The sequence below is a fragment of the Modestobacter muralis genome (genome assembly GCF_010682105.1).
In the GTDB taxonomy this organism is placed as follows: Bacteria; Actinomycetota; Actinomycetes; order Mycobacteriales; family Geodermatophilaceae; genus Modestobacter; species Modestobacter muralis.
Map to the genome: position 1 here is coordinate 73451 of NZ_JAAGWH010000012.1, position 22945 is coordinate 96395.

Genomic DNA, 22945 nt, shown 5'->3' on the forward strand with positions numbered 1-22945 from the left:
TCGGACGGGTGCGGGCGTCGCGCGCCCGCCGGACGAGGAGGTGGAGCTCGCAGCCCCGGCGGGAGCCGGGGACTGCGTCGGGCTGTGCTGCGACCGGTGGGGCACCGGTCACGAGCGCGCCGGGCCGTGGACCACGGACGCCGGCTGCGTCAGGTGGGGACATCGGGGAGGGCCTCCGGACGGCGGACAGGGCGCGTCTGGGCGGGTGGGGTCCGCCCTCAGGGAGCCGGACACAGGCTGCTGCCGACGCGGCACAGGTCGACTGTGCGGCGCGAGGTCAGCAGGGGGCCCACGGCGCGAGGGTAGCGGATCACGCCCGCGCGCCGGTGTGGGCGTCCACCAGGGCGGTGAGCTCCGCGGCGCGGGGCGCGCCACTGCTGCGCCCGAGCACCGCGCCGCTGCGGTCGAGGTAGAACAGGGTCGGGGTGACCCGGACGTCCAGGGCGCGCACCTCGTCGAGGTGGCTCTCGGCGTCCACGTGCAGACAGGACAGCCCCGGGCGGGAGGTCTGCAGCTGCTGCAGGCGGGCGCGGGTGGCCCGGCAGGGGCCGCAGAAGGCGGTGGAGAACTGGACGACGGTCAGGTCGGCGTCCTGCGGACGCGCCCCGAGCGCCGCCAGCACGGCGAGCTCTGCTCCGGCGGGCACGGCAGCAGGAACGCCCCCGGCCGCCGACGGCATTCCCGACCGTGGGCACCCAGCCGGTGAGCACCCAGCCGGTGGGCACCCAGCTGCTGGGCACTCAGCCGGTGAGCACCGTGTCGGTGGCCTCGACCCGGACGTCGATGCCGTCGGCCGCCGGCACCGCGCTGGTCAGCTGCAGGCCGAAGGGCAGCGCGGGCACCGCGTAGCGCAGGTCGAGCAGTTCCGCGGCCTGGTCGAGCACCGCGTCGGGCACGTCCAGGGCGCCGGCCGAGGCGTCGCCCACGTCGACGACGACGTCGCCGTCCTCCAGGCGGACCGTGCCGGTGGCGGTGACCGGCAGCAGGACGCCGAGCACCTCGACCTGCCGGGTGATGCGGATGCCCTCACCCTCCTGGGCCAGCGTGGTGTCGCCGCCCAACTGCTGGGCCAGCAGTGCGTAGGAGAGGGTGGCGGTGCCCTCGACCCGGTCGACCGGGATCTCCTGCACCGAGCCGGACACGACGTCGGACAGCGGGACGTGCACCCCGCGCAGCGAGACGTCGGCGTTCGTCCCGGCCGGCTGGCCGAGCTCCTCGGCGGTGAGCCGCAGCCGGACGTCGTCGTACTCACCGCCCAGCGCCTGGGTGAGGAACGGGAAGCCGGCGATCTCCACCTCGGGCGGCGAGGTGAGCCCGCCGCGCTGCGCGACCTGCGCGGCGACCCGGTCCTCGGCGATGCCGACCCCGACCCGGTCGACGACGACGAGCAGGCCCCCCACGAGCAGCAGCAGGAACACGAGGGCGCCCAGACACCCGACCCGGCGGCTCACCCCGTGCCGTACAGGGCGAGGGCGTAGGCGACCGGCGCCGCCGCGGCCAGCGGCAGCACCGCCTGCACCACCGGCAGCGACCAGCTGGGGACGCCGCGCTCGGCCACGACGTAGGACGCCCCGACCGCCATCAGCGCGGCGGCCCCGCCGAGCGAGGCGCCCAGGACCACCGCCGACAGCGCGTCGGCCAGCGCACCGCCGTCCCGGCGCAGCAGCGCGACCACGACCGCCGCCAGGACGGAGACGACCAGGCCGAGCAGGCCGCGCGGGACGCCGTCGGCGATCTGTGGGCGGGGCAGGACGAGGTCGACGAGGTGGCCGGCCAGCACCGCACCGCCGACCGCGAGCACCGCGGTCTGCGCGGTCTGCGCGGTCTGCGCGCCGTCGTGGACCCGGGCGACGGCCAGCAGCACCGCGAGGGAGCTGACACAGCACAGCAGCAGCAGGACCCCGGCCAGCGAGGCCACCAGGTAGCGGCGCGGCGAGGGGCGGGTCATCTGGTGGACGACGGCGAGCAGGAAGCCCAGCCCCAGGACCGCCAGCAGCCGGTCCAGCTCCGGGCGCTCGGGCAGCACCATCGCCAGGTCCGCGCCCACCGCGGCCAGGGCACCCAGCGCGAGAGAGCCGGTGGACCCGCGGATGCCGGTGGCCACCACCCAGGCGGCGACCAGGGCCAGCTGCAGCACGAGCACGGCGGCGAAGCGGCCGGCGTCGTCGAGGGCGAGGGGCAGCAGCGCGAGGAGCGCGGTCGCCACGACCACGGCCCCGGCCGCGGGCAGGTGGTGGACGCGCGGGGACAGCCCCACGTCCGCCCCGGTCGCCGTCACCCCGAGATCGTCCCAGAGACCGGCGCCGGAGCCGTGCGGACCCGCCCGACCGGTGAGGGTCCTGATCTGCCCGCCCGTCCGCTATCCTGCCCTCTCACCTCGACAGCGCGGTCGACGGCCTGGGACCACGCCCCAGTGAGGAGAGACATGCGACTCGTGCTCATGACCTCGGCCCGACAGGCCACCACGGAGGTCCTCCCCGCGCTCGGGCTGCTGGCCCACCAGGTGCGCATCGTCGCCCCGGAGCTGTCCAGCCTGCTCGACGGTGACGCCGGGGACGTCGTCCTCGTCGACGCCCGGCACGACCTGGTATCCGCCCGCACGCTGTGCTCCCTGCTGAACTCGACGGGGGTGGCCGCCTCGCTGGTCGCCGTCCTCTCCGAGGGCGGCCTGGTCGCGCTGTCGGCCGACTGGGGCGTCGACGACGTGGTGCTCGACACCGCTGGCCCTGCAGAGGTCGACGCCCGGCTCAAGTGGGCCACCGCCCGCCGGCTGGCCGCGGCTGCACCGGCCGACGGCGGCGAGGGCGGCGTCACGCGGGCCGGCGAGCTGGTCATCGACGAGCACAGCTACGCGGCCAAGCTCCGCGGCCGCCCGCTCGACCTCACCTACAAGGAGTTCGAGCTCCTCAAGTACCTGGCGCAGCACCCCGGCCGCGTCTTCTCCCGCGCCCAGCTGCTGCAGGAGATCTGGGGGTACGACTACTTCGGTGGCACCCGCACCGTCGACGTCCACGTCCGCCGGCTGCGGGCCAAGCTGGGCACCGAGCACGAGGCGCTGATCGGCACCGTCCGCAACGTCGGCTACAAGCTCGACCAGCAGGTGGCCGACGCCACGGCCGCGGCCACGGCCGCGGCCGACGTCGCCACGACCGACACCCTCGGCTGAGCGCCGGTCCGCTGAGCGCCGAACCGCCCGCCCACCTCGTCGAGGTCACCGACCGACTGTCCGCCGCGGTCGTGGCCGAGGTCGGGGCGCTGCTGGCCACCGCGCTGGCCGCCGACGGCGTCCGGCCGGTCTCCGAGGAGTCCGAGCTGCGGCTGGCCCACGGCGGCCCGGCCGGCGGTGGCGACCTGACCGCCCGGGACGCCGCGGGCAGCCTCGTCGGCTACGCGCGGCTGGAGCGGCCCGCCGGCGACCCGGAGGCCGAGGCCGAGCTCGTCGTCGCACCGGCCGCGCGCCGCCGCGGCGTCGGGGCGGCGCTGCTCGGCCGGCTCGAGGAGCTCGCCGGCGAGCGCCCGCTGCGGGTCTGGGCGCACGGCGAGCTGCCCGGCTCGGCGGAGCTGGCCCGCGGCCGCGGGTACGAGCGCGCCCGGGTGCTGCTGCAGATGCGCCGTCCCCTCGACGGCGTCGACCCCGACCCGCACCCGCGCCTGCCGGTCGGCGTCACCGTGTCGACCTTCCGCCCGGGCACCGACGAGGACGCCTGGCTGCGGGTCAACGCCCGCGCCTTCGCCCACCACCCCGAGCAGGGCTCCTGGACCGCCCGCGACCTCGCGCTGCGCGAGGCGGAGGACTGGTTCGACCCGGCCGGCTTCTTCCTCGCCTGGCGCGAGGAGACGACCGGGCCCCGACTGCTGGGCTCGCACTGGACCAAGGTCCACCCCGCCGGCGAGGTCGGCGACGCGCCGGTCGGCGAGGTCTACGTGCTCGGCATCGACCCCGACGCGCAGGGCACCGGGCTGGGGCGCACCCTGACCGACCTGGGCCTGGCGCACCTGCGGGCCCGCGGGCTGTCGCACGTGCTGCTGTACGTCGAGGAGGACAACAACGCGGCCGTCGCGCTCTACCGTCGCAGTGGCTTCACGCGACACATGGTCGACGTCTCGTGGCAGCGGCCCACCTCTCGCTGAGGGTGCAGTTCCGGTTCCCCACGGTCTCGCCACGCGGTGGTTCACCCGGTGGACGTACAGCGTGTGCCGAGTCGTGGCCGACGTCTCAACCGGCGTTCACGCCTCGTTCACCGAGGCAGCCGGATCCGTCCACCTGGGCTGCTTAGCGTCTTGCCACGTCACGCAGACCGCCCGGCTACGACGTCCGGGCACCCTTCAGTTGAAAGGCACTGAGTTGAAGCTCAGCACCACGACGCGCGCAGCAGCGGTCTCCTCCGCTCTCGCCGCCACCCTCGCTCTGGCCGCCTGTGGCGCTTCCAACGAGGAGGGCTCCGGCAGCGCCGGTGCGGCCACCTCCGGCGGCAGCGCGTCGAGCGCCGCCCCTGAGCTGAGCGGTGCTCTCGCCGGCGCCGGGTCCAGCGCGCAGCAGTCCGCCATGGAGGCGTGGCAGGCCGGTTTCGAGGGTGAGAACCCCGACGTGCAGTTCAGCTACGACCCCAGCGGTTCCGGCAACGGCCGCAAGGCCTTCCTCAGCGGCGCTGCCGACTTCGCCGGCTCCGACGCCGCGCTGAAGGACGAGGAGCTGGCCCAAGTCGCCGACCGGTGCGCGACCGCCGACGTGTTCGAGCTGCCGAACTACATCTCGCCGATCGCCATCGCCTTCAACCTCGAGGGCGTCGACACCCTCAACCTGAAGCCGGCCACCGTCGCCGACATCTTCAGCGGCAAGGTCACTACCTGGAACGACCCGGCCATCGCCGCCGACAACGCCGGTGTCACCCTGCCGGCCACCCCGATCGTCCCCGTGCACCGCGCCGACGACTCGGGCACCACGGAGAACTTCACCGCGTACCTGAACGAGGCCGCCCCCGACGCGTGGACGGCCGAGCCGGACGGTGTCTGGCCGCTCGAGGGCGGCGAGAACGCCAACGGCACCTCCGGCGTCATCGACGTCGTCACCAGCACCGCCGGCGCGATCACCTACGCCGACGCCAGCCGGGCCTCCGACCTGGGCGTCGTCAGCGTCGCCGTAGGCAGCGACTTCGTCGCCCCGTCGGCCGAGGCCGCCGCCGCCGTGGTCGAGAACTCCCCCGTGGTCGAGGGCCGCGGCGAGTACGACTTCGCCATCGACCTCGACCGCGCCACCGAGGGCACCGGCGAGTACCCGGTCGTCCTCATCAGCTACCACGTCGGCTGCGTGCAGTACGACGACGCCGCCAAGGCCGCGGCCGTCAAGGGCTTCATGCAGTACGTGATCAGCGAGGACGGCCAGGCCGCGTCCTCCGAGAACGCCGGTAGCGCCCAGATCTCTGACACCCTGCGCACGCAGGCCCAGACGGCCGTCGACGCCATCACCGCCGCCGGCTGACACCGGCACACCGCGATGGCCCGGGACGTCGACCGACGTCCCGGGCCATCGCACCGCCCGGACCCGGGCACCCGTACCGCCTGGAGCACCCCCCGCACCACCCCCACGAACGACCACACGGAGCAGCGGTGACCGCCACGAAGGCCCCGACCGAACCACCGGCGCAGCGCACCGTCCGCCGCCCGGGTGACCGCATCTTCGCCGGCGCCGCCCGAGGCTCGGGCATCTTCATCCTGCTGGTCCTGGCCGGCGTCGCCGCCTTCCTGATCAGCGAGGCCATCCCGGCCCTGACCGCCGCATCGTCGGAGATCCCCGACGGCAAGGGGCTGGGCCCCTACATCGGCCCCCTCGTGCTGGGCACCCTGCTCGGAGCGGTGATCGCCCTGCTGGTCGCCACGCCGCTCGCGGTGGGCATCGCGCTGTTCATCACCTACTACGCGCCCCGCCGGATCGCCGCGACCATGGGCTACGTCATCGACCTGCTCGCCGCGATCCCCAGCGTCGTCTACGGCTTCTGGGGCCTGGCGGTGCTGGCGCCGAAGCTGGTGCCCTTCCACGCCTGGGCCGCCGACCACCTGGGCTTCCTGCCCTTCTTCGCCGGCCCCGCCTCCGCCAGCGGCCGCACGATGCTCACCGTCGGCATCGTCCTCGGCGTGATGATCCTGCCGATCATCTCGGCCATCTCGCGGGAGGTGTTCAGTCAGGCGCCCGCGCTGCACCGCGAGGCCGCCCTGGCCCTGGGCGCCACCCGCTGGGAGATGATCAAGATGGCGGTGCTGCCCTACGGCAAGTCCGGCGTGATCGCCGGCTCCATGCTCGGTCTGGGCCGCGCCCTCGGCGAGACGATGGCGGTGGCGATCATCCTGTCCGGTGGCGCCGGCGCGACCGTGAACCTGATCAGCAACTCGAACCCCTCGACGATCGCGTCGAACATCGCGCTGCGCTTCCCCGAGGCCACCGGCATCGGCGTGAACACGCTCATCGCCAGCGGCCTGGCCCTGTTCCTCATCACGCTCGCCGTCAACATGCTCGCCCGCTGGATCGTCAACCGGCGCGCCGACTTCTCCGGAGCCAACTGATGAGCACCCAGACCCCCCTCGCCCCCGTCGGCGCCACCAGCCTGGGCAACTCCGGCCCGGTCCGCGAGCAGCGCCGGCTGCCCCGCTTCGCCCCGCTCGGGCTCTTCCTCGCCGGTGTGGCCGTCGGCGCCCTGCTGTCCGCCCTGACCGGCTTCAGCGTGGCGCTGACCGTGATCTACGGCGTCGTGCTCGGCAGCCTGTTCGTGTACCTGGTCTCCCGGGCCGTCGAGGGCCGCCGCAAGGCCGCGGACCGGCTGGTGACCAGCCTGGTGACCACGGCCTTCGCGATCGCCATGGTGCCGCTGGTCTCGCTGGTCTACACGGTCCTGGACAACGGTCTGCCCCGGCTCGACGGCGCCTTCTTCACCAACTCGATGTACCGGGTCGTCGGCGAGGGCGGTGGCGCCTACCACGCCATCCTCGGCACCGTGATCATCACGGCGCTGGCCACGATCATCTCGGTGCCCATCGGCCTGCTGACCGCCATCTACCTGACGGAGTACGGCACCGGCCGGCTGAAGAAGGCGATCACCTTCTTCGTCGACGTCATGACCGGCATCCCCTCGATCGTGGCCGGCCTGTTCTCCTACGCGCTGTTCACGCTGATCTTCGGCGTCTCGGTCCGGATGGGCGTCATGGGCGCCGTCGCCCTGTCGGTGCTGATGATCCCGGTGGTCGTGCGCTCCTGCGAGGAGGTGCTCAAGCTCGTCCCGAACGAGCTGCGCGAGGCCGCCTACGCCCTGGGCGTCCCGAAGTGGCGCACGGTCGTCAAGGTGGTCCTGCGCACCGCCATCGCCGGCCTGGGCACGGGCATCACGCTGTCGGTCGCCCGCGTCATCGGCGAGACCGCACCGCTGCTGATCACCGTCGGCCTCATCACCGGCACCAACCTCAACCCGTTCGACGGGCGGATGGCGACGCTGCCGGTGTTCGCCTACTACCAGCTCACCCAGCCGGGCACCGCGACGCAGGCGTTCCTCGACCGGGCCTGGACGGCAGCGCTCGTCCTCATCATCCTGGTCATGGCGCTCAACGTCGTCGCCCGCCTGATCACCCGCTTCTTCGCCCCCAAGACCGGTCGCTGACCGACCCATCCGGAGGAACACCACCGTGGCCAAGCGCATCGACGTCAGTGACCTGGACATCTACTACGGCAACTTCAAGGCCGTGGAGGGCGTCAACATCTCCATCGAGCCGCGCAGCATCACCGCGCTGATCGGCCCCTCGGGCTGCGGCAAGTCGACCTTCCTGCGGTCGCTGAACCGCATGCACGAGGTCATCCCCGGCGCACGCGTCGAGGGCAAGGTCGTCATCGACGGCCAGGACCTCTACGGCGCCGGCGTCGACCCGGTCGACGTCCGCCGTCAGATCGGCATGGTCTTCCAGCGGCCGAACCCGTTCCCGACGATGTCGATCTACGACAACGTGGTGGCCGGGGTGCGGCTCAACAGCACCAAGATGAAGAAGAGCGCGATGGACGACCTCGTGGAGCGGTCGCTCAAGGGCGCCAACCTCTGGAACGAGGTCAAGGACCGGCTCAACCGCCCCGGCTCCGGCCTGTCCGGCGGCCAGCAGCAGCGGCTGTGCATCGCCCGCGCCATCGCGGTCGAGCCCGAGGTGCTGCTGATGGACGAGCCGTGCTCCGCGCTGGACCCGATCTCCACGCTGGCCATCGAGGACCTGATGACCGAGCTCAAGGAGCGGTTCACCATCGTCATCGTCACGCACAACATGCAGCAGGCCGCGCGCGTGAGCACCTCCACCGGGTTCTTCAACCTCAACGGCGTGGGCCAGCCGGGTCGGCTGATCGAGTTCAACCCGACCGAGAAGATCTTCAGCAACCCCGAGGAGAAGGCCACGGAGGACTACATCTCCGGCCGCTTCGGGTGATCCCCGGCTGAACCGCCCGGCGCAGACCCCGGCCCCGTCCCCCGCCTCGGCGGGAGGCGGGGCCGCTCTCGTCCGGCCCGGGTCCCCCACCGGCGGCCGGGGCCCGTGGCTGCTCCTGGTCTCGACGAGGCGGTCCGGGTCAGCTGGTGCAGGCCCGGACCGCCTCGTCCGCGGCGGGCGGGACGGCCGTCGCCGGCACCGGTGTGCCGGCCGGGGCCGCCACCAGGCCGGTGTAGTCCGGGCCGACGACCAGCTGCACCGCGGCGCCCACCGCGGGGGTCTCCACCAGCACCGCACCGGGGACCGCGGTGGCCACCGTGCGGGCCGGCTCCAGCGCCGCCGGGCCGTAGCGGACGACGGTGCGGTCGACGGCGCCGGGCTCGACCCCGCGGGCGCCGATCCGGAACCCGCCGGCGGCCAGCCCGTCGGCGATCTCGGCGGTCCGGCCGGTCCCGGTGGCGTCCAGCACGTCGACGGTCACCCCCTCCGGCGGCACGGTGACCGTGGTGCCCGCCGGGACCGGGTCGGCGACGACCGCCGGCTGCCCACCGGCCGGTGCCGCGGCCTGGGCGGCGTCGGCGGGCTGCCCCTCGGCGGGCGGCTCGGGGACCGGGAGCCGGCCGCTGTTGATGACCTCGTCGAACAGCTCGCGGGTGGCCAACGCGTCGACGACGACGGCGGCCTGGTCACTGCCGGTGGCCACCCGGCCGACCTGGGCGACGGGCAGCGCGGCGACCTCCACCGCCGACTCCCCCTGCGGCCCGAGCGCCAGCCCCAGTGACCGCACGTCCTGCAGGCTGGTCTCCTGGTCGACGGTGAGCGTGTCGCCGGCCCCGGACAGGAAGCGGGCGAGCGTCAGCGGGTCGGCGAGGGCTCCCCCGGCCAGCCCCGCGGTCAGCGTCGAGCTGAGCACCTGCTGGCCGCGGGCGCCGACGACAGCGCCGGTCACGTCGGACCCCGCCGCACCGGGCCGCAGGTGGTCGGCGACCGCGTCCCCGGCCATCTGCTGCTCACCGGCGGTCGGGCACATGTCCACCTCGCCGAGCACCTCGACCAGGCCCGGCAGCCGGGCGGCGTCGACGCCGACGTAGTGGTCGACACGCAGCCCGGTCAGCTGCTGGACCGACCGCACCAGGCAGGAGGGGCCGCCGCGGAGCAGCGCGTCGGCGAAGGGCTCGGTGGCCGGCGGCCGGAGCGAGCCGTCGGCGGCTCGGCAGGCCGGGGTGTCGCTGAGCGCGGTCGGCGGCAGCGTCACCACGACGGCCTGACCGTCCTCGGCCACGTGGGCGACCAGCGCGCTCACCGACGCCAGACCGCTGCGCCCGGGGAGGCCGCTGGTGACCACCAGCGAGGTCTCCGCACCGACCTGCAGCTGCGGGGCCAGCACCTCCGGCCCGTCGGGCACCAGGGCGTCGACCCGGCCCAGCGCCCGGTCGCCGTAGACGTAGAGCCCGCCGTAGGCGGCGACGACCACACCGAGGAGGGCGAGCAGGGCGAACACCGTCCGGTTGAACCGGCGCCGGGCAGGGCTCGGTGGCGTCCGCACGCGCCGCACGGCGGTCGAGCCGGTCGAGGTCGGGAGGTCGCGGCCCGGGATCGGGGGGACCGGCAGGCTCCGGCGGACCCCGGGGACCGGGACCGAGTGCTGCGGCCCGCCCGGCGCCGGGACGGCGGGCAGGACCGGGCTCCCGACGGCGCCGCGGACCGGCAGCGGCGGCACCGGCACGGACGGCGACGCGCCACGCCCGGCCGGGACCGGTCCCGCCGGGCGGGACGGGCTCCCGACGGCGGAGGACCCCACGGACCTGGCGGGGCCCGCGACGACTGCGGGACCCGCGGGAGGTGTCGGGCCGGCGAGCGCGCCAGGGCCGGGCACCGGGACGGAGACCGCCGGACCGGAGCCCACTGCCGCGACGGGCGCCGGCCAGGGGGCGGCGACCGCTCCGGCCGCCGGTGTCGCCCACGGAGACGGGCCGGACGACGCGGTCGGGACGTCCGGTGTCGGGACGGGCCACGACGAGGTGGCAGCCGGGGCGGCCGGCTGCCGGGGCGGGGCCGCCGGGCTGCGCACGGGCAGGGCGGCGGGCGGCGGCGCGTTCCGTCCGGCCGCCGGCAGCGGTGGGGCGGACGGCCGGGCCGCGGGCTGGGCAGGCGAGGCCGGCGGCGGGGAGGGGGGCACGTCGGCGGGGGTGCCCGGGAGCAGGCCGGTCGCGGGGCCGGCCGGCGTCCCGGCGCGGGGGCCGGGTGCGGCGGGCTGCCAGCCGGTCGGGAGCACGGGCGGAGCGGGGGCGGGGCGGTCGGCGTCGCGCCGCGTGCCGACGCGGGGAGCCGGGTCGGCGCCGCGCGGCCACTCGGTGCGCCGGCCGTCGTCCGGCTGGCCGGTCGCCGCCGCCTCCCGGCGCCCGGCACGCCGGCCGACACCGCTGCCACCGGAACGGGCGACGAGCTCGGCGACGGTCAGCGGGGCGGTGCGAGGGTCACCGGCGGCCCGGGAGCCCGAAGCGGCGCGGTCGTCGACGGGCGCAGCACCGTCCGTCCCGCTCGGCCTCGGCTGGTCCGCCACCGGTGTCGACATCCCATCGTCGTGTCCTGCGGCACCGTGGCTGGGCCGCTCGATCCGCGCCCCGGCCGAGCTCGAGCAGCCCGCCGGGGGACCTTGCCACGATACGGTCGGCGGGCGCGCGCGGCGGCCTGACGCGCGGACGCCGGTCCGATGTCCTGCGCACGCTCGACCGGCAGGGAGGCGGGCCGGACCGTAGCGTCGGCCCGGTGAAGCTGCCCTTCCTCGGCCCGACCGACGTGCTGAACGCCGCCGGTGGCCTGCGTGACGGCGTCGCCGAGGCGCTGACCCTGCTGCCCAGGATCGCCGGCGCGATGGGCGAGCTCGAGCGGCTGCTGCAGCGCGGTACGGCGCTGATCGACCGCGCGGAGGTGCTCGCCGACTCCGCCGAGCGGGCGATCGCCGCCGTCGATGCCACCCGCGCCGACGCCGACGAGGCGATGACCCGGATCAAGGCGACGCAGGCCGCTGCCGACGACGCGATCGCCGGGGTGGCGGCCACCCGGGCGCGCGCTGACGAGGCGATCGAGCACATCGGTCTCACCCAGCGCGCCGCCGACCAGACGGTGCTGCAGATCGGGGAGACCCAGGCCGCGGCCGACCGGGCCGTCGAGCAGATCGGCGTCACCCAGGCGGCCGCCGACCGGGCGGTGGCCCGGATCGGCGCGACCACCGACGCCGCCGAGCAGGTGGTGGCGCGGATCGGCGGCACCACCGACGCCGCCGAGCAGGTGCTGACCGTGGTCGGCGGGACGGCCGCGGCGGCGGGCGGGCTGCTGGGCCGGGCCGAGGACCTGCTCGAGACCACCGCCCCCCTGCTGGACACGGTGACCCCGCTGGTCGGGACGCTGGTGCCGCTGGTCGACCACTACGCCGACCCGCTGACCCGGCTCGCCCCGGCGCTGGCCCGGTTCGCCGACCAGTTGGACGCCGACGAGGTGGCGGCGCTGATCGCCCTGGTCGACCGGCTCCCCGACCTGGTCGTGCACCTGGACGAGGACGTCGTCCCGGTGCTGGTGACCCTCGGCGACGTGGTGCCCGACGTGCACGCGCTGCTGGACACCGTCCAGGACATGCGCCAGGTGGTGAAGGGGTTCCCGGGCTCGCGGCTGTTCCGCCGCCGCGGCGCCGAGGAGATCGCCGAGGAGGAGGCGGAGGCCGAGGCCGGCTCGCGCTGAACGCGCGACCGGCGCCGCCCCCGTGGGGGACGGCGCCGGTCGACGGGCGCTGCGCGGCTCAGGTCTCCGTGGGGTACCCCAGGGCGCGGACGACGTCGCCGATGCGCTCGTAGGTCTCGCCGTCGGGCAGCGTCGCCAGCTCGTCGGCGACCGCGTCGGGTGCGCGGTGGTCGCGGGCGGCCTCGACCAGCTCCGGGCCGGTGGCCGGGAAGTCGGCACGGACGAGCCAGCGGGCCAGCTCGGCCCGGGCCACCACCGCGTCGGGGGTCATGCCCACCGGCACGCCGCCGACCAGGGTGTCCTCCGGCGAGCTGTCGACGTCCGGCTCGCCCTCGGCGGCGGGCTCGGGGTCCTTCCACTCCTCGGCGTGGGTGGACCGGCCGGAGCGCATCATGCCCTCGACCTCGTGCTTGAGCTGGTCGTCCTGGCGCGCGCTGTGCGTGGTGCTGCGGGCGGACGTGCCCGCGAAGGTGTCGTCGCTGTCGCTCATCGGGTCTCCTCCCTCAGTCCTCGTGCAGGGCGCTCGGCTTGTGGACGGCGGACTTGCCGCTCTTCTCGCTCTCCACCTCGTACTGCGGGTCGTCCTCGCTCGCCCGCACGGTGCGACCGGCGGCTTCGGTGTCCTCCGTGATCTTCTTCGTCACGGTGCCCTCGGCCTCGCCGCCGTGGCTCTTCCAGCTCACGTGGTCGCCCTTGTCGAACTCCTGCGCCATCGCCGGCTCCCTGTCGTCCACATCGTCGGTCCGCTCTGAGTCCGCCCTGCCTGCCCGGGGCGGGACGGGCGCACACATCGACCTGCCGGACCCGGGACCCCTCACCCGTTCGGGGGGGACTCCACCGGGACGGGTGGTCGGGCCGTCGGCTCGTCACGTAGCGTGCTCACTCGACGGGCCGTCCTGAGCGTCTCCCCCGGTCAGCGCAGTCAGCTGGTCACGCTCAGCGAGTGCTCGTCCTCGATCGCCGGCCCGGTCGGCCCCATTCCCCCGGGGCCGGCCGGGCCGGCCTCGTCGTGCCCGGTCCTCGCTAACCTGACGACCGTGGAACCGACCGAGACCCCCGCCGGCGCCCACGCGGGCGTCGACGCCGTCGCCCGCCCGGTCGACGTCCTCACCGTCAGCTCCGTGCGGGACGTGACGCCCGCGGTCCGCCGGGTCACCCTCACCGCCTCGGCCGCCGTCGTGGCCGCCGCCGGGCCGACGCTCTCCCTGCTGGTCCCCCGGGTCGGCGACGCCGCACCGCGGTGGCCGGAGATCGCCCGCGACGGCCGCATCGTGTGGCCGCAGGGCAGCCACGGGGTCGCGCTGCGCAGCTACACCGCCCGCCGCCAGGACCCGGCCGCCGGCGAGGTGGACGTCGACTTCGTGCTGCACGGCGACGGGCCGGCCGCGACCTGGGCCGCTGCTGCGGCGCCCGGTGCGGTCCTCGGGATCGCCAGCGCCGCGCCGCTGGGCGCCGAGCCGGCCGGCTGGCTGCTGCTGGCCGGCGACGAGACGGCGCTGCCCGGGATCGGCCGGATCCTGGCCGCCGCCGCACCGGACACCCGCGGGATCGCCCTGCTGGAGGTGGCCGGCCCCGCCGAGCAGCAGGAGCTGCCCGCCCCGCCGGGGGTCGAGGTGCGCTGGCTGCACCGGGCCGGCACCGAGCCCGGCGAGAGCACGCTGCTGGTCGACGCGGTCGCCGCGCTGGAGCGGCCGGAGGGCGAGGACCTCTTCGCCTGGGTGGGCGCGGAGTCGGCCACGGTGCGCGCCGTCCGGGCCGACCTGCGCGGCCGCTGGGGGCTGCGCCGCCACCAGCACCACGCGATCGGCTACTGGCGGCGCGGCCGGGCGATGTCGCCGGCCGGCTGACCGGAGGACCCCCAGCGTCCTCACAGGGGACGTCCAGGCCTCCCGCAGTGCGCCCGCGCAACCTGTCACCATGACCACGACCACGGCGCAGAGTCCAACGGGAGGCCTCGTGTCCGGTAGCAGCTCTGGCTCCTCGGCGTCCGGCTCCAGGCCGGAGGCCCGGCTGCTCGTGGTCGACGACGAGCCGAACATCCGCGAGCTGCTCTCGGCCAGCCTGCGGTTCGCCGGGTTCGAGGTCGCCACCGCGCCCGACGGGCAGCAGGCCCTCGCCGTCGCCGAGCAGTTCCGCCCCGACCTGCTGGTGCTCGACGTGATGATGCCCGGTCTCGACGGCTTCGGCGTCGTCCGCCGGCTGCGGCAGAACGGCACGCACACCCCGGTGTTGTTCCTCACCGCCCGCGACGCCGCCGAGGACAAGGTCACCGGCCTCACCCTGGGCGGCGACGACTACGTCACCAAGCCCTTCAGCCTCGACGAGGTGCTCGCCCGGATCCGCGCGGTGCTCCGCCGCACCCAAGGCGCCCAGCAGGTGGCGGAGGCGCCGCGGCTGACCTTCGCCGACATCGAGCTGGACGAGGAGTCGCACGAGGTCCTCAAGGCCGGGAAGCTGGTCAGCCTCTCCCCCACTGAGTTCAAGCTGCTGCGCTACCTGATGACCAACGCCGGCCGGGTGCTGTCGAAGGCGCAGATCCTCGACCACGTGTGGAACTACGACTTCAACGGCGAGGCCAACGTGGTCGAGTCCTACATCTCCTACCTGCGCCGCAAGGTCGACACCACCGAGCCGCGGCTGCTGCACACCCTGCGCGGCGTGGGCTACTCCTTGCGCCTGCCCCGCGGCACGTGAGCCGACCGGCCACCACCGCCGGGTCCGTCGGCACGCTCTCCTCCGACCCGGGCGAGGACCCGGGCGACCGCACGCCCGACCAGAGGGCGACCGAGGACCCGGCACCCCAGCCCGTCCGGCCGCCGTACGGCCCGCACGCCCTGCGGGCCCGGGTCCCGTTGCGCGTGACCCTCGTGGCGCTGCTGGTGGCCCTGGTGGCCGCGGCGCTGACCGCCACCGGCTTCGCGGCCACGTCGCTGCTGCGCGACTACCTCCTGGACCAGCGCAACCAGGAGGTGGTCAGCTACGCCCAGCAGCTGTCGAAGGACCTGCCGCTGCTGCAGCGCGCGTGCACCACCCCCGACGCCCAGCTCGCCGGCCGGGGGACCTTCCTGGCGTGCGCCTCGCCCGAGGGCACGTTCGCCGAGCTGTCCGACGGGCGCTCCTCGGCCACCACCCCCGACCTGCCCCAGTCCGGCACCGAGGTGCTCGACGGCTACGGCCAGGCGCCCTTCACGGTCCGCTCCCACGACGGCACCGCCCGCTGGCGGGTCGTCGTCCAGCCGGTCACGGACACGCTGACGATCGTCTACGGGGTCGACCTCTCCACCGACCGCGCCGTCCTCGCCCGGCTGATCGCGCTCGAGCTCGTGGTCGGCATGACCGTGCTCGTCGTCCTGGGCGTCGCGGGGTACCTGCTGGTGCGCAACAGCCTGCGGCCGCTTCAGGACGTCGAGCGCACCGCGCAGGCGATCGCGGCCGGGGACCTGTCCCGCCGGGTGCCGGTCGGCGACGAGCGCACCGAGGTCGGCCGGCTGTCCAACGCCCTCAACGGCATGCTCGGCCGGATCGAGCGCTCCTTCCGTGCCCAGCAGGCGTCCGAGGAGCAGGCGGTGGCCTCTGAGGGCCGCATGCGCCGGTTCGTCGCCGACGCCAGCCACGAGTTGCGCACCCCGCTGACCTCCATCCGCGGGTTCGCCGAGCTGCACCGGCAGGGCGCGGTGCGCGACCCGGCGGAGGTGCAGCGGCTGATGCAGCGGATCGAGTCCGAGGCGACCCGGATGGGCCTGCTGGTGGAGGACCTGCTGCAGCTCGCCCGCCTGGACCAGCAGCGGCCGCTGGACGTCGTCCCGGTCGACCTCGCCGAACTGGCCGAGGACGCGCTGCACGACGCCCGCGCCGCCCAGCCCGACCGACCCCTGGACCTGGTCCTGGACCCGTCACTGACCGAGGTCCCCGTCGTGCTGGGTGACGAGGCGCGGCTGCGGCAGGTCATCGGCAACCTGGTCACCAACGCCCTCACCCACACCCCGGCCGGGACGCCGGTGACCGTGCGGCTGTCCGAGCCCGCCGGCGACCCGGACACGGTCTGCGTCGTCGTCTCCGACGCGGGCCCCGGGATGTCCGCCGCCGACGCCGACCGCGTGTTCGAGCGGTTCTACCGGGCCGACACCTCCCGCACCCGGGCGGCCGGGGGCACCGGGCTGGGCCTGTCGATCGTCTCCTCGCTCGTCGCCGCGCACGGGGGCCGGGTCGAGCTGGCCACCGCGCCGGGCGAGGGCGCCACGTTCACCGTGCGCCTGCCGCGGTCGGGACCGGAGCCCACCGAGGGCTGAGCGGTCCCACCCGGCGGCGCCCCGGAGGCCATGCCGGACACTGGTCGCGGGGAATCCGCATCACGTCGGTGCGGTTGCCCCGCTGACGTGCGCCGCCGTCCGGCGGTGCGTGCCGCCGTCCCCGGGAGCCCGACAGCGTGACGACCGCAGACCACCGGCTCACCCAGCTGCAGACGCTGGAGGCCGAGTCCATCCACGTGCTGCGCGAGGTGGCCGCCGAGTCCGAGCGGCCGGTGCTGCTCTTCTCCGGCGGCAAGGACTCCATCGTGATGCTGGAGCTCGCCCGCAAGGCCTTCGCCCCGGCGCGGATCCCGTTCCCGGTGATGCACGTCGACACCGGGCTGAACTTCCCCGAGGTGCTGGAGTTCCGCGACCGGCGGGTCGCCGAGCTGGGCGTGGAGCTGATCGTCGCCTCCGTCCCCGACGCGATCGCCGCCGGCACGGTGCGCCAGGAGCCCAACGGATCGCGCAACCGGATCCAGACCCCGGTGCTGCTGGACGCCGTCGAGCGGCACGGCTTCACCGCCCTGTTCGGTGGCGCCCGGCGCGACGAGGACAAGGCCCGGGCCAAGGAGCGGGTGTTCTCCTTCCGCGACGAGTTCGGCCAGTGGGACCCGAAGAACCAGCGCCCGGAGCTGTGGGACCTGTACAACGGCCGCACCCACCTCGGGGAGTCGATCCGGGTGTTCCCGCTGTCGAACTGGACCGAGCTGGACATCTGGGGCTACATCGCCCAGGAGGAGATCGCCATCCCGGCGCTCTACCTGGCCGCCGAGCGCGACGTCGTCGACCGGGCCGGGATGCTGTACGCGGTCAACGAGTTCATCACCCCCAAGGACGGCGAGCAGGTGGAGCGCCGCAGCGTCCGCTACCGCACCGTGGGCGACGCCAACCTCACCGCCGCCGTCCCGTCCGTGGCCGGCACCGTCGCCGAGGTGATCGCGGAGATCGCGGTGACCCGGCTGACCGAGCGCGGCGCCACCCGTGGCGACGACAAGGTCAGCGACGCCGCCATGGAGGACCGCAAGAAGGAGGGGTACTTCTGATGAGCGCTCTCGCCCAGGCAGCCGCCGAGCTCGCCACCGCCCGCAAGGACATCCTGCGCATCGCCACCGCCGGGTCCGTCGACGACGGGAAGAGCACCCTGATCGGCCGGCTGCTCTACGACAGCAAGGCCGTCTTCGAGGACCAGTACGCCGCCATCGAGCGGGCCAGCCGGGGCGACCACGTCGACCTGTCGCTGCTCACCGACGGCCTGCGCGCCGAGCGCGAGCAGGGCATCACCATCGACGTCGCCTACCGCTACTTCAGCACCCCGCGGCGCACGTTCATCCTCGCCGACACCCCCGGGCACGTGCAGTACACCCGGAACATGGTCACCGGCGCCTCCACCGCGGACCTGGCGATCGTGCTGGTCGACGCCCGCAAGGGCATGCTCGAGCAGAGCCGCCGGCACGCCTTCCTCGCCTCTCTGCTGCGGGTGCCGCACCTGGTCGTCGCGGTCAACAAGATGGACCTCGTCGACTGGTCGGAGGAGGTGTACGAGGGCATCCGCGAGGAGTTCGCCGCCTTCGCCACCAAGCTCGAGGTGCCCGACCTGACCGTCGTCCCGATCTCGGCGCTGCAGGGCGACAACGTGGTCACCCGCTCGGCGAACACGCCCTGGTACGAGGGGACGTCGCTGCTGCACCACCTCGAGCACGTGCACGTGGCCAGCGACCGCAACCTCGTCGACACCCGCTTCCCGGTGCAGTACGTGATCCGCCCGCAGACCGACGAGTTCCGCGACTACCGCGGTTACGCCGGCCGGGTCGGCTCGGGTGTGCTGCGCCCCGGCGACGAGGTGCAGGTGCTGCCCAGCGGGCTCACCACCACGATCGCGGCGATCGACGGGCCCGACGGCCCGCTGGACGCCGCCTTCGCCCCGATGTCGGTGACCGTGCGGCTGACCGACGACCTCGACGTCTCCCGTGGCGACATGATCTGCCGGCCGCACAACGCCCCGACGGTCACCCAGGACCTCGACGCGATGGTCTGCTGGATGGCCGACACCCCGCTCGTGCCCCGGATGCGGCTGGCGGTCAAGCACACCACCCGCTCGGTGCGCGCCGTGGTCAAGGACCTGCAGTACCGGCTCGACGTCAACACCCTGCACCGGGACACGACCGCCGACGGCCTGGGGCTCAACGACATCGGCCGGGTCACGCTGCGCACCACCCAGCCGCTGTTCGTCGACGACTACCACCGCAACCGGGTGACCGGCCGGTTCATCCTCATCGACGAGGCCACCAACGCCACCGTCGGCGCGGGGATGCTCACGCCGTCCTGACCGCCGGAGGGACCCGGCTCAGCCGAGCCAGGGCGGCGCGACGCCCCAGCCCCAGCGGGGCACCGGCGCGGCGCGGACGACGTCCGCGCCGGGCTGGGAGTTCGCGACCGCGAGCCGGGTGCCCCACTCCAGGTAGCCGACGAACGCCGCGCGGAACTCGGGGTCGGCGGGCAGCCCGGTCTCGTCGGCGGCGTCCAGCAGCAGCTCGACCCACCGCCGCCGCTGCGGCTCGGTGATCGCCTTGCCCAGGTGGTGGCGGAGCATCGCCGGGTAGCCGCCGCGCTCCCGGGTGTAGCCGTCCGGGCCGCCGAACACCTCGCCCAGCCACAGCGCCACGTGCCGCGGGTGGTCGCCGTCCATGTGCGCGAACAACGGCCCGACCAGCGGGTCGTGTCGGACATGGGAGTAGAAGACGGTGGTCAGCCGCTCGAGGGCGGTGATGCCGCCGGCCCAGTCGTAGAGCGAGGGCACCGAGCCACCGGCGCCGTGCACCGGGGTGCGGGCGTAGTGCCGCATCTCCTCGATGCAGCCGGTCCACGGCCGCACCTCGGCCAGGAACTCCGGGAACAGCGGGCCCCTGCGGAAGCCCTGCAGGTGGTCCTCCGCCGACGTCCAGGTGATCCGGACGACGGCGCAGGCCGGCTCGTCGACGCTGCGGCTGAGCTCGTGGTCCACGCACTGGACGGCGCGGGCGAGCACCTCCGCCGCGCGCACCCATGCGGCCTCGAAGGCCGGCCAGCTGCCCTCGTCCACCCGGTACCGGACGTACTCCACGATCACCTGGGGCCTCCTCGATCGCCCGTGCGAGCGATCACACGCCTGCTCGCGCACCAGGACAAGGGGTCCTGCCGCGTGACCTCAGGGCGCGCCGTGACCGGTCAGGTGCGGTAGCCGAGACGGGCAGGTCGACGAGCCGTCCACCACGCCGACCAGGCCGGCTGACGACACCCCTGCCCCAGGTCCGCTGCCGAGGTCCGGGTGGTGCGTGAGCGGTGAGTTCTCCGCGATGTGCCGGTCCGTACGGAGGACACCGACCCACAGGAGGCACGACGCCGTGCGGAAGCTGACCTACGCCATGAACGTGAGCCTGGACGGCCACGTCGCCGCGCCCGCTGACGACCTGGGCTGGAGCGTGCCGAGCGACGAGCTGTTCCAGTGGTGGTCCGACCGGGTGGGGGCGACCGGCCTGGCGCTGTACGGGCGGAGGCTGTGGGAAGCGATGAGCTCCCACTGGCCCACCGCCGACCAGCAGCCGGGCGTGACAGCGGCACACGTCGAGTACGCCCGCCGCTGGCGGGACATGCCGAAGGTGGTGTTCTCTTCCACGATCAGCGCGGTCGACGGGAACGCCCGCCTGGTCACCGGCGACGCGGTCACCGAGATCGCCCGGCTCAAGGCCGAGGACGGCGGCCCCATGGACATCGGTGGCGCCACCCTCGCCGCAGCGGCGATGCGGGCCGGGCTCATCGACGAGTACGTGCTGCTCACCGCGCCGGTCCTCGTGGGCAGCGGCACGCGGTTCTTCACCGCTCTGGACGACTGGGTGGACCTCACCCTCGTGGAGACCCGGACCTTCCCCGACGGCGTGCTCCTGACCAGGTACGAGACCAGGGACTGAGAGCCCGACGTCGGACCGGCGCGGGCTCGGCCCACGCCGGGACCGCGGTCAGCGGGGCGGGCCCAGGACGGTGTTGCCGTACTTCGTCGCCACCGCCGGCTGCGGCGTGACCTCGAAGCCGGGGGGTCGCGGGGTGGCCCTGTCCCGTCCGGTCTCCCGGAACATCCCCTCGATGCCGGCCGGTGTCGTGATGATGAGCAGGTCGGCCTTCTCGGACGTGATGCGGTAGGAGTGCGGCACCCCTCTGGGCAGGAAGACGATGCCGCCCTCGGTCAGCTCGCTCTCCTGGTCGTCGGCCCAGACGAGCGCGGTGCCCGTGATCAACATGAACACCTCGTCCTCGTTGCCGTGCACGTGGTACGGCGGCGCCTCACCCCTGCTGACGTCGAAGCGCCCGACCATGAGCCGGCCGTCGGTGGCCGCGCCGTCGAGCAGGATGGACAGGGTGCTGCCCCCGAGCCACTCCAGCTGCTGGTGCTGCTCGGGTCGTGCGAGGTAGGCCGTGCTCATGGCTGTCTCCGTTCGGGTGGGTCACGGGTCGTGCTCGGGAGGACGCCCGCAGCCGGCGACGTCGGCCGTCTGCGGGGGTTGGTGCGAGTCAGCGGGGTGCACGTCCGGCGTCCGGCCGGCGCAGGTCACGCGGGCTGGACGACGACCTTGCCCTCGATGCGACCGGCCGCGGCCTCGGCGTGCAGTGCGGGCAGCTCGGTCAGCGGGATGCGGCGGGTGACCTCGACCTGCAGGTCCCCGCTGTCGACCAGGGACACCAGCTCGGTGAGGCGCTCCCGGTTCGGCAGCACGAACACGGTCGCGGCACTCACGCCGCGGGCCTCGTCACCCGGGGTGGCCATGAACGCGGTGGTGCTCACCACCCTGCCGCCGTCGCGGACGAGGGCCACGAGCGCGGCGAACTGCTCGGGGTCGATGGGGGCGAGGTTGACCAGCACGTCGACCTGCTCGTCGACGGCGCCCAGCACGTCGGTGGTGGTGTGGTCGATGATCTCGTCGGCACCCGCTGCCTGGACGGCGGCGGCGCTGCGCGGGCTGGCGGTCGCCACGACGTGCACGCCGGCCCGCGCGGCCAGCGCGACGGCGTACTTGCCGACCACGCCTCCGGCGCCGTTGATCAGGACCCGCTGCCCGGACGTCAGGCCGCCCAGGTCGAACAGCGCCTGCCAGGCCGTCAGCGCCACCGAGGGCAGGGCTGCCGCGTCGGCCAGCGGGACCTTCGTGGGTGCGGGGACCAGCGCGTCGGCCGGGGCGATCACGTACTCCGCCGCGCCGCCGTCACGCTCCATCGGCAGGAACCCGATCACCGGGTCCCCCGCCTGCAGACCACCGCCGATGGTGCCGCCGACGCCCTCCCCGAGCGCGTCGACCGTGCCGGAGACGTCGTAGCCGGGCACGTGCGGCAGCACGACGGGGATCGGCAGGAAACCGCCGCGCATGCCGTTGTCGGCGGCGTTGAACGCCGAGGCCGCCACCCGCACCCGGACCTCACCTGCGCCGGGGGTGGGCTGGTCGACGTCCTCGTACCGCAGGACCTCGGGACCGCCGACCTCGTGGAAACGCACTGCCTTCATCGCTGGACCTGCTCTCGCTCGACGTGCCGTCGGGGACGTCACCAACGTCGCAGGTCCTGACGCGATCATCCTGGGCCGGACTGGCCCACCTTGACGACCGCTGGTCCCTCGGCCGCCCCGACGACCTCCACCAGCCGGGCCGCGTCGCGCGAGCCCGGCGCCGCGGTCAGCATGACGGCCGCCAGGTCGTCCCCGGGGATGGCGATCAGGTTCCCGACCAGGGTGAGGGAGTCCCCGTCGGACTGGGTGAAGGTCGCGCTGCTCTCGTAGAGCTCCACCGGCCGCGGGGTGCGCCACAGGCCGTCGAACCGCGGGCTCCGGGTCCGCATCTCGTCCACCAGCGCGGCGAGCGACGCATCGGCCGGGTAGCGGAGCAGCGCGGCCCTCAGCTGGGCCACCAGGACCGCCTCGTGGCTGGTCGCGTCGGCCGCGGACTGCTGGAAGGCCGCGAACGGGTTGCAGAAGTGCCGCCAGGCCACGTTCCACTCCCACCGCTCCCCGGTGAGGTCCCAGTGCTCGAGGGCCAGGAAGCCGCTGTTGACCGCGACCAGGTTCATCGCCGCATCGGTGACGATCATCGGGGTGTCGGAGAACCGCTCCAGCAGCCGCGTCCCGCCGGGCCCCAGCTCGGTGGGCACCTGCCCGTCCGCGGCGGCGTACCCGGCCAGCGCACTGAGCCGCTCGTAGTCCGCCCGCCCGACCCGCAAGGCCCGGGCGATGGCCCGCACCACCCCGGCCGAGGGGTGGCTGCGCCCCTGCTCCAGGCGGCGGACGTAGTCCGCCGACATCCCCGCGAGCTCACCGAGCTCCTCCCGCCGCAACCCGGTCACCCGGCGGCTCCCCACCGGCAGCCCGACGACCGCAGGGTCCGTGCCCGCCCGCAGCTGGCGCACTGCCGCGCCGAACTCATCACTCCCCACAGCGCGAGTCTGCCCTGCGG

At 74.6% G+C, this 22945-nt stretch carries 23 protein-coding genes; 13 read left to right on the forward strand and 10 right to left on the reverse strand.

Translation table 11 applies throughout. The features are described 5' to 3' along the window. Positions 1 to 310: 310 nt before the first annotated feature. From GCU67_RS03840 to GCU67_RS03850, 3 genes are all read right to left on the reverse strand, one after another. Positions 311 to 646 carry a thioredoxin family protein gene (locus tag GCU67_RS03840; RefSeq protein WP_338104751.1) on the reverse strand — a complete coding sequence of 112 codons (336 nt, stop codon included), beginning with the start codon at positions 644 to 646 and terminating at the stop codon, positions 311 to 313. Between the two features lie 94 nt (positions 647 to 740). After that, positions 741 to 1451, reverse strand: a complete 711-nt coding sequence (locus GCU67_RS03845; protein WP_163609766.1) for an LmeA family phospholipid-binding protein — start codon at positions 1449 to 1451, stop codon at positions 741 to 743. Then, a complete protein-coding gene (locus tag GCU67_RS03850) occupies positions 1448 to 2278 on the reverse strand; it encodes a hypothetical protein (RefSeq protein ID WP_163609767.1) in 831 nt (276 codons plus the stop codon). Before GCU67_RS03850 ends, GCU67_RS03845 begins: the two co-directional genes overlap by 4 nt. Before the next feature lie 147 nt (positions 2279 to 2425). On the opposite strand from GCU67_RS03850, the gene GCU67_RS03855 reads away from it, so the two are divergent. From GCU67_RS03855 to pstB, 6 genes are all read left to right on the forward strand, one after another. Next, positions 2426 to 3166 (forward strand): winged helix-turn-helix transcriptional regulator, encoded by a 741-nt coding sequence (locus GCU67_RS03855; RefSeq protein ID WP_163609768.1) that lies wholly within the window; start codon positions 2426 to 2428, stop codon positions 3164 to 3166. A gap of 56 nt (positions 3167 to 3222) precedes the next feature. Continuing rightward, complete coding sequence (gene mshD / locus GCU67_RS03860) at positions 3223 to 4131, forward strand: mycothiol synthase (protein ID WP_276508387.1); 909 nt, start codon at positions 3223 to 3225, stop codon at positions 4129 to 4131. A gap of 199 nt (positions 4132 to 4330) precedes the next feature. Next, positions 4331 to 5479 (forward strand): phosphate ABC transporter substrate-binding protein PstS, encoded by a 1149-nt coding sequence (pstS, locus tag GCU67_RS03865; RefSeq protein WP_246214534.1) that lies wholly within the window; start codon positions 4331 to 4333, stop codon positions 5477 to 5479. Positions 5480 to 5607: 128 nt separating this feature from the next. Then, on the forward strand, positions 5608 to 6558 hold the full coding sequence (gene pstC / locus GCU67_RS03870) for a phosphate ABC transporter permease subunit PstC (RefSeq protein WP_163609770.1): 951 nt from the start codon (positions 5608 to 5610) through the stop codon (positions 6556 to 6558). Further along, the gene (gene pstA / locus GCU67_RS03875) at positions 6558 to 7643 is read left to right on the forward strand and encodes a phosphate ABC transporter permease PstA (RefSeq protein WP_163609771.1); all 1086 of its coding nucleotides are present in this window, start codon (positions 6558 to 6560) and stop codon (positions 7641 to 7643) included. Before pstC ends, pstA begins: the two co-directional genes overlap by 1 nt. A gap of 25 nt (positions 7644 to 7668) precedes the next feature. After that, on the forward strand, positions 7669 to 8448 hold the full coding sequence (gene pstB / locus GCU67_RS03880) for a phosphate ABC transporter ATP-binding protein PstB (protein WP_163609772.1): 780 nt from the start codon (positions 7669 to 7671) through the stop codon (positions 8446 to 8448). Positions 8449 to 8587: 139 nt separating this feature from the next. Here the strand turns inward: pstB and GCU67_RS21625 are convergent, their stop codons facing one another. Continuing rightward, positions 8588 to 9994 (reverse strand): LCP family protein, encoded by a 1407-nt coding sequence (locus GCU67_RS21625; RefSeq protein ID WP_338104752.1) that lies wholly within the window; start codon positions 9992 to 9994, stop codon positions 8588 to 8590. Between the two features lie 1223 nt (positions 9995 to 11217). Between GCU67_RS21625 and GCU67_RS03890 the strand changes: the two genes are divergently transcribed. Then, positions 11218 to 12186 carry a hypothetical protein gene (locus tag GCU67_RS03890; protein WP_163609773.1) on the forward strand — a complete coding sequence of 323 codons (969 nt, stop codon included), beginning with the start codon at positions 11218 to 11220 and terminating at the stop codon, positions 12184 to 12186. Positions 12187 to 12244: 58 nt separating this feature from the next. Here the strand turns inward: GCU67_RS03890 and GCU67_RS03895 are convergent, their stop codons facing one another. Continuing rightward, a complete protein-coding gene (locus GCU67_RS03895) occupies positions 12245 to 12676 on the reverse strand; it encodes a DUF2795 domain-containing protein (RefSeq protein WP_163609774.1) in 432 nt (143 codons plus the stop codon). 13 nt (positions 12677 to 12689) lie between these two features. Continuing rightward, positions 12690 to 12899: a hypervirulence associated TUDOR domain-containing protein gene (locus GCU67_RS03900; protein WP_163609775.1), complete on the reverse strand. Its 210-nt coding sequence runs from the start codon at positions 12897 to 12899 to the stop codon at positions 12690 to 12692. A 324-nt stretch (positions 12900 to 13223) separates the two neighbouring features. Between GCU67_RS03900 and GCU67_RS03905 the strand changes: the two genes are divergently transcribed. The 5 genes from GCU67_RS03905 to GCU67_RS03925 all read left to right on the forward strand — a co-directional run bounded on the left by GCU67_RS03905 (position 13224) and on the right by GCU67_RS03925 (position 18804). Further along, complete coding sequence (locus GCU67_RS03905) at positions 13224 to 14033, forward strand: SIP domain-containing protein (RefSeq protein WP_163609776.1); 810 nt, start codon at positions 13224 to 13226, stop codon at positions 14031 to 14033. Positions 14034 to 14142: 109 nt separating this feature from the next. Beyond that, positions 14143 to 14880 carry a response regulator gene (locus tag GCU67_RS03910; protein ID WP_163609777.1) on the forward strand — a complete coding sequence of 246 codons (738 nt, stop codon included), beginning with the start codon at positions 14143 to 14145 and terminating at the stop codon, positions 14878 to 14880. Further along, complete coding sequence (locus GCU67_RS03915) at positions 14877 to 16475, forward strand: sensor histidine kinase (RefSeq protein ID WP_338104753.1); 1599 nt, start codon at positions 14877 to 14879, stop codon at positions 16473 to 16475. Before GCU67_RS03910 ends, GCU67_RS03915 begins: the two co-directional genes overlap by 4 nt. Before the next feature lie 137 nt (positions 16476 to 16612). Beyond that, the gene (gene cysD / locus GCU67_RS03920; protein ID WP_163609778.1) at positions 16613 to 17521 is read left to right on the forward strand and encodes a sulfate adenylyltransferase subunit CysD; all 909 of its coding nucleotides are present in this window, start codon (positions 16613 to 16615) and stop codon (positions 17519 to 17521) included. Next, a complete protein-coding gene (locus GCU67_RS03925; protein WP_163609779.1) occupies positions 17521 to 18804 on the forward strand; it encodes a sulfate adenylyltransferase subunit 1 in 1284 nt (427 codons plus the stop codon). Before cysD ends, GCU67_RS03925 begins: the two co-directional genes overlap by 1 nt. 18 nt (positions 18805 to 18822) lie before the next feature. On the opposite strand, the gene GCU67_RS03930 is transcribed toward GCU67_RS03925, so the two are convergent. Beyond that, entirely contained in the window at positions 18823 to 19584 is a 762-nt protein-coding gene (locus GCU67_RS03930; protein ID WP_163609780.1) for a globin domain-containing protein, read from the reverse strand. 274 nt (positions 19585 to 19858) lie between these two features. Here GCU67_RS03930 and GCU67_RS03935 point away from each other — a divergent pair, with 274 nt between their 5' ends. Continuing rightward, the gene (locus GCU67_RS03935; protein WP_163609781.1) at positions 19859 to 20422 is read left to right on the forward strand and encodes a dihydrofolate reductase family protein; all 564 of its coding nucleotides are present in this window, start codon (positions 19859 to 19861) and stop codon (positions 20420 to 20422) included. A 48-nt stretch (positions 20423 to 20470) separates the two neighbouring features. Here the strand turns inward: GCU67_RS03935 and GCU67_RS03940 are convergent, their stop codons facing one another. The 3 genes from GCU67_RS03940 to GCU67_RS03950 all read right to left on the reverse strand — a co-directional run bounded on the left by GCU67_RS03940 (position 20471) and on the right by GCU67_RS03950 (position 22925). Continuing rightward, positions 20471 to 20932, reverse strand: a complete 462-nt coding sequence (locus tag GCU67_RS03940; RefSeq protein ID WP_163609782.1) for a cupin domain-containing protein — start codon at positions 20930 to 20932, stop codon at positions 20471 to 20473. 125 nt (positions 20933 to 21057) lie between these two features. Further along, positions 21058 to 22005: an NADP-dependent oxidoreductase gene (locus tag GCU67_RS03945; protein WP_163609783.1), complete on the reverse strand. Its 948-nt coding sequence runs from the start codon at positions 22003 to 22005 to the stop codon at positions 21058 to 21060. 65 nt (positions 22006 to 22070) lie between these two features. Continuing rightward, positions 22071 to 22925: an MmyB family transcriptional regulator gene (locus GCU67_RS03950; protein WP_163609784.1), complete on the reverse strand. Its 855-nt coding sequence runs from the start codon at positions 22923 to 22925 to the stop codon at positions 22071 to 22073. Positions 22926 to 22945 lie beyond the last annotated feature (20 nt).

Coding starts and splice junctions, on each gene's coding strand:
- GCU67_RS03855 (WP_163609768.1), top strand. CDS start 2,426: ATGCGACTCGTGCTCATGACCTCGGCCCGACAGGCCACCACGGAGGTC.
- pstA (WP_163609771.1), top strand. CDS start 6,558: ATGAGCACCCAGACCCCCCTCGCCCCCGTCGGCGCCACCAGCCTGGGC.
- GCU67_RS03895 (WP_163609774.1), bottom strand. CDS start 12,676: ATGAGCGACAGCGACGACACCTTCGCGGGCACGTCCGCCCGCAGCACC.
- GCU67_RS03900 (WP_163609775.1), bottom strand. CDS start 12,899: ATGGCGCAGGAGTTCGACAAGGGCGACCACGTGAGCTGGAAGAGCCAC.
- GCU67_RS03925 (WP_163609779.1), top strand. CDS start 17,521: ATGAGCGCTCTCGCCCAGGCAGCCGCCGAGCTCGCCACCGCCCGCAAG.
- GCU67_RS03940 (WP_163609782.1), bottom strand. CDS start 20,932: ATGAGCACGGCCTACCTCGCACGACCCGAGCAGCACCAGCAGCTGGAG.
- GCU67_RS03945 (WP_163609783.1), bottom strand. CDS start 22,005: ATGAAGGCAGTGCGTTTCCACGAGGTCGGCGGTCCCGAGGTCCTGCGG.